Source organism: uncultured Meiothermus sp. (genome assembly GCF_937863175.1).
Lineage (GTDB): Bacteria > Deinococcota > Deinococci > Deinococcales > Thermaceae > Meiothermus.
Map to the genome: position 1 here is coordinate 1 of NZ_CALMCQ010000273.1, position 5,583 is coordinate 5,583.

At 60.9% G+C, this 5,583-nt stretch carries 5 protein-coding genes; 2 read left to right on the forward strand and 3 right to left on the reverse strand.

Annotation, left to right across the window (positions count from 1 at the left end; genetic code table 11):
- The 3 genes from Q0288_RS10190 to Q0288_RS10200 form a co-directional block, all read right to left on the reverse strand.
- Nucleotides 1-423 (reverse strand): GNAT family N-acetyltransferase (locus Q0288_RS10190; RefSeq protein WP_299430038.1); only part of this gene is annotated, 423 nt, incomplete at its 3' end.
- Complete coding sequence (gene cysS, locus Q0288_RS10195; RefSeq protein WP_299430040.1) at nt 424-1,869, reverse strand: cysteine--tRNA ligase; 1,446 nt, start codon at nt 1,867-1,869, stop codon at nt 424-426. It lies immediately after the preceding gene.
- Nucleotides 1,870-2,048: 179 nt separating this feature from the next.
- Nucleotides 2,049-2,486: an SRPBCC family protein gene (locus tag Q0288_RS10200; protein WP_299430042.1), complete on the reverse strand. Its 438-nt coding sequence runs from the start codon at nt 2,484-2,486 to the stop codon at nt 2,049-2,051.
- Between the two features lie 84 nt (nt 2,487-2,570).
- Between Q0288_RS10200 and Q0288_RS10205 the strand changes: the two genes are divergently transcribed.
- Complete coding sequence (locus Q0288_RS10205; protein WP_299430044.1) at nt 2,571-3,806, forward strand: aminopeptidase; 1,236 nt, start codon at nt 2,571-2,573, stop codon at nt 3,804-3,806.
- A 115-nt stretch (nt 3,807-3,921) separates the two neighbouring features.
- On the forward strand, nt 3,922-5,583 hold a 1,662-nt coding region (locus Q0288_RS10210; RefSeq protein ID WP_299430046.1), incomplete at its 3' end, for an alpha-amylase family glycosyl hydrolase.

Below are 5,583 nucleotides of genomic sequence, written 5' to 3' on the forward strand. Positions count from 1 at the left end.
CCGGCTTCTGAGATTCCGGGTACTTGCCCGGATCTCCAAACGATTCAGGCTCATCTCAAAAAATGCATAATTTATCAGGGCTTCTACCCCACGGGTGATCAGCCCGTTCCCCTGGAAGGTCGCACCCAGCCAGTAGCCAATCTCGGCAGTACGGTGTAAAGGCTTGATGTCGAACAAGGTCAGGGATCCGACCAGTTTTTTTCGATACCAGACCGTCAGGGGCAGTTGTTCCCCTCGAGCCAGGCCCTCGAGCGCACCCTGGATAAAGTTTTTGGTGTCGTCCAGGGTGGTGTTGCCATCCACCCAGGGCAACCAGCGGCGCAGATGCTTGCGGTTGGCGTCGGTGAGGGCGAACAATGCCTCGGCATGGTGGGCCTGCAGCAGTCGCAGTTCGCTGTCTTCGTCCAGTCGGTGGGCAAACATCTACACGTCCACCTTCCACTTAGGGCCTTCGCGGGTATCCTCTACCGAGACGCCCAGCTCGGTCAGGCGGTCGCGGATGTGGTCGGAGATGGCGAAGTTGCGGTTACGGCGAGCCTCCTCGCGCACGTCCAGCAGCAGTTTGACCAGACCTTCCAGCAAGGCTGGGCCCAACTGGTTTTCCCGCACCCGAACCGGAAACAACCCCAGCACCCCCTCACCCAGTTCAGCAAATACCTTTTCGGCCCTGACCAGGCTTTCCCGGCCAGGCCGCTCGGCCAGGGCTTTGTTCAGCGCGGTGACAAAGTTAAAAAAGGCTGCGATGGCCTGAGGGGTATTCAAATCGTCGTCCAGGGCTTCAGCAAACTCGCGCTCGAGCACCTCTATGGCACCCTCGAGTCCGGGGTGCTTACCCCCGGGAGCGGTGGGTATGAGCCGGTGTACCTCGCGGTAGGCATTCAGCAGGCGCAGATACCCGTTCTGGGCAGCTTCCAAACCTTCGCTGGTAAAGTCCAGCACACTCCGGTAGTGGCTGTTCAGCAGGTAGAACCGAATAAACATCGGCTCGTGCCGGGCCCGTAGCTCGGCCAGCGAGACCAGGTTGCCGGTGCTCTTGGCCATCTTCTGCCCGTTCAGCAGCACGTGGTAGTGGTGGATCCAGTAGCGGGCAAAGGGGTGTCCGGCGGCCTCGGCCTGGGCAATTTCGGCTTCGTGGTGGGGGAATTGCAGATCCACGCCCCCCGCGTGAATATCAAAGCCATCGCCCAGATACTTGAGGCTCATGGCCGAGCATTCGATGTGCCAGCCTGGAAAACCCGCCCCCCAGGGGGAGTTCCAGCGCATGATGTGCTCGGGTTCGGCTTTTTTCCACAGGGCAAAGTCGCGGGGGTCTTCTTTCTCTTCGCGCACCTCGACCCGCGCCCCTGCTTCCTGGTCTTCGATATCGCGGTTGGAGAGTTTACCAAACGGGGGCCAGCTTCTGACCCGGAAGTAGACCGAACCGTTGGCTTCGTAGGCATGTCCTCGCTGGATCAGGGTCTCGGCCAGTTCGATCTGCTCGGGAATGTGCCCCGCCGCCCTGGGGGTAATATCAGGGCGCAGGATATTGAGGGCCAGCAGCTCGTCGAAGAAGCTCCACATGTATTTTTCGGCCACCTCCATGGGTTCTAAGCGCTCGAGCCTGGCCCGGCGCAGGATCTTGTCCTCGCCCTCGTCGGCATCGTCGGTCAGGTGGCCCACATCGGTAATGTTGGAGACAAAGCGCACCCGGTAGCCCCGGTAGCGCAGCCAGCGCCGCAGCACGTCGTAGACGATGGGGCCACGGGCGTGTCCCAGGTGGGGGTCGGAGTAAACCGTGGGGCCGCAGACATAGATGCCCACATAGCCCGGCGTGGCCGGAACGAAGGCCTGTTTGGCTCTGGCCAGGGTGTTATAGATTTGAAGAGACATGGGGGTGCTCCATTCTTGGAGAGGGGCCGGGGTGGTTGGCCCAGCGCTGGACGACTGGCCTGCAATAAGACGGTGGGCTATGAAAAAAGCCGGGATGGTGGCCCCAGGCACACCATAACCCCGGCAGGACTGCGCCCTTAACATCGCAGAGCAAACATCATATCCACAAGTATAGCACTTCAGGCTGCCATAGAGCGTTCCTTGAGTCCGCGCAACAGGTCGTCAATGTTTTCCTGCATCAGCTTTTTGACCAGCTTTTGCAACAGGCCGCCAAAGATGGGGATATTGAGTTCGTACTCGAGCTTCAGCACCGCTCTGGTTCCCTCACCTTCGGGCAGAAAGGTCCAGGAACCCCGGTAGAGGTCAAAATCGCCCTCCTTGCTATCGAACTCGTTGCGGTACTCGGCATCAAACCACTGTTCATCCTCGATCCAGTGGACTTTTTTGCCCATCGCAACCGCCACGAACCGGGTGCGCGTGGTGGTTCCGTGGTCCTCGAGAACCTCGAGGGTCTCGACATCTTTCAAATAGGGCTTGAGGCCTGCCAGGTCGCGGGCGGCGGCGTAGACTTCTCTGGGGGTTTTGGGAATATAAAGCTCGGACATGACTTCTGGCATAGCCCTAGTCTACAGGAGCTGGTAGGGGCTTGAGAGCCAGCGGCTATGCCCTCTTTTGCTCCCAAATTGGGTAGGCTGGTGAGCATGTCAGCCCGTTTTGCAGAAAAGCTGCGAAGGTTTGCCGAGGTCGCGGTTAGAGTAGGGGTTGGACTCCAGCCAGGCCAGAAGCTGTATGTGAACGCGAATATAGAGGCTTTGCCGCTAACCCGCATGGTGGTGGAAGAAGCCTACAAGGCTGGCTCGAGGCTGGTGGTAACCCAGCTCTACGACGAGCAGCTCACCCTGGCGCGTTATCGTCATGCTCCACGGGATTCTTTTCAGGAGTATGCGGCTTTTCTGGTAGACGCCAGACTAAAGGCGTTGGATGAGGGCTACGCCTGGCTGAGCATCGTATCCGACGACCCGGAGATCCTCCGGGGGCAAGACCCCGAACTGATTCGTCTGGCCTCGCAGACTGCGGCCAGGTTCAGCAAGCCCTTCTCGGATCGGATTAGCGGATTTGCCACCAACTGGTGCATCATCGGAGCGGCCTCGCTGCGCTGGGCTGCACTGGTTTTTCCTGGGGAGCCGCCAGAGCAACAGGTAGAGCGGCTGTGGGAGGCTATTTTTGCGGTCAGCCGGGTAGATCAGGCCGACCCGGTGGCGGCCTGGATGGTTCACACCGAAAACCTCGAGCGTCGCGTCCAGCAGCTTAATGCCAGGCGCTACGCGGCCTTGCGCTTCCGGGGGCCAGACACCGACCTGCGCGTAGGGCTGGCCGAGGGGCACCTGTGGGCTGGAGGAGCGGGGCGGGCGCAGAACGGGGCACGGTGCGTACCCAACATGCCCACCGAAGAGGTTTTTACCACCCCCCACCGCGAGCGGGTGGAGGGCTGGGTTCGGAGCACCAAGCCCCTGAGCCTGCATGGGAATTTGCTCGAGGGTATCCGGGTTCGCTTTGAACAAGGCCAGGTGGTCGAGGCCCATGCCGACCAGGGCCAGGAGATTTTGCAGCACCTGCTGGATACCGACGAGGGAGCCCGGCGGCTGGGCGAGGTGGCGCTGGTGCCCCATAGCTCTCCCATCTCCAGCAGCGGACTGCTGTTCTACGAAACCCTCTACGACGAGAACGCCGCCAGCCATATTGCCCTGGGAGCCAGCTACGACGAGTGCCTGCAAGGAGGCCACGACCTGACCCTCGAGCAAAAACGGGCAGCAGGGGCCAACGATAGCCTGATTCACATAGACTGGATGATCGGCTCCGAATATATGGACGTGGACGGCATCACCCCGACCGGCCTGGCCGAACCCCTGATGCGAAAGGGGGAGTGGGTGGACTGAGGCCACCCGCCAAAGGCTAATCACCCATAGCCAGTTGCTTCCCAACGGATGGCTCTCGAGGTTCGGCTGCGGGTATGGGTGGTGATATAAACTTGTGGCAGAGCGGAGGAATTGTATGAGCTGCCATCAGGCGCACCCGGGTACTTTTGAGTTTCACGTTTCCGCTAGTGCACGCGACTTTTACCAGTTCGACCTCTCGCTGTTTTCGCTTCGGGGCAGTGTCATTTTTGCCAACTTCCAGGCCGCCCGCCAGTTTGCCGAGGCCATGAACGCCCGGCGCGACCTGGTGCGCAACCCGGAGCAGGCGGTCAGTGCCAGCCAGATCAATGCCCTGGGTCTAATTGACGAGATCCTGCACTATGTGGTGCAGCAGTACCAGGAGCAGCATCCTGGGGTCATGCGACAAGCCCTGTCCACCCTGGCATCGAGCCTTGGCCAGGACGAACTGGAAAAAACCCTGCGTTCGTTTGCTACCGAGTTCCCTCCGATCCGGGTCTACCGGCGCGAGATCACCCTGGAAGACTACCTGTCCGACGAGGCCGAGGGCCGCTCCAGCCGCGAGATTCTACTCGAAGAGCTGCTGCTGCTGTGGATGGCCAACGCCAACCCGGCTTTCGCCCCACTCGGCGAGTTGTTCGATGATGGCAACCTCGAGCGCACCACCCTCTACCTGCCCATTATCCAGAGGCTGGAGACCTTTTTTGAGGCCCAGCCGGTCTTTGGCGAGACCGGCCTGAGCCTCTTCAAAACCCTGCGGCTACCGGCTTTGCAACACCCCGACTCCCTGGAGGCCCAGCTCGAGTTCTTGCTCAGGCGGTTTGGGGGAACCCTGGGACGCTTCTATTACCGGATGCTTATCAGCCTGGATGTGATCCGCGAACAGGGGCGCTCGTTTGCCGTACCCATCCACTTCGACCAGCCCGGGGGTGGGGGTGGCGAAAGCGGGTTGCTGGACCTCCGGCGGCTGGTACTGGAGCCCGAACCCGAAGCCTTCAGCGCCGACCTGGACTGGATGCCGCGCTGCGTCCTGATCGCCAAGAACGCTTTCGTCTGGCTGGATCAGCTCTCCAAAAAGTACCGCCGCGAGATCACCACCCTCGACCGCATTCCCGAGGAAGAGCTCGACATCCTGCAAAGCTGGGGTGTGACCGGCTTATGGCTGATTGGGCTGTGGGAGCGCAGTAAAGCCTCAAAGCGGATCAAGCAGATGATGGGCAACCCCGAGGCGGTGGCCTCGGCCTATTCGCTCTACGACTATGTAATTGCCCAGGATCTCGGGGGCGAGGCCGCCGTAGACATACTGCGGCAAAAAGCTGCCCGGCGTGGGATTCGTCTGGCCTCGGACATGGTGCCCAACCATGTGGGGATTGATGGGCGCTGGGTAATTGAGCACCCCGACTGGTTCATCAGCCTGCCCTACCCACCCTACCCCAACTACACCTTTGGGGGGCTGGATCTGTCCAGCGACGAGCGGGTGGGCATTTTCCTGGAAGACCACTACTACGACAAATCCGACGCTGCCGTGGTCTTCAAGCGGCTGGATCGCTGGACGGGTGAGGTACGCTACATCTACCACGGCAACGACGGAACCGCCATGCCCTGGAACGACACCGCCCAGCTCAACTACCTCAACCCCGAGGTGCGCGAGGCAGCCATCCAGACCATCCTGCACGTAGCCCGACAGTTCCCTATCATCCGCTTTGATGCCGCCATGACCCTGGCCCGGCGGCATATCCAGCGCCTGTGGTTTCCCGAGCCAGGCGGTTCGCCCTGGGGC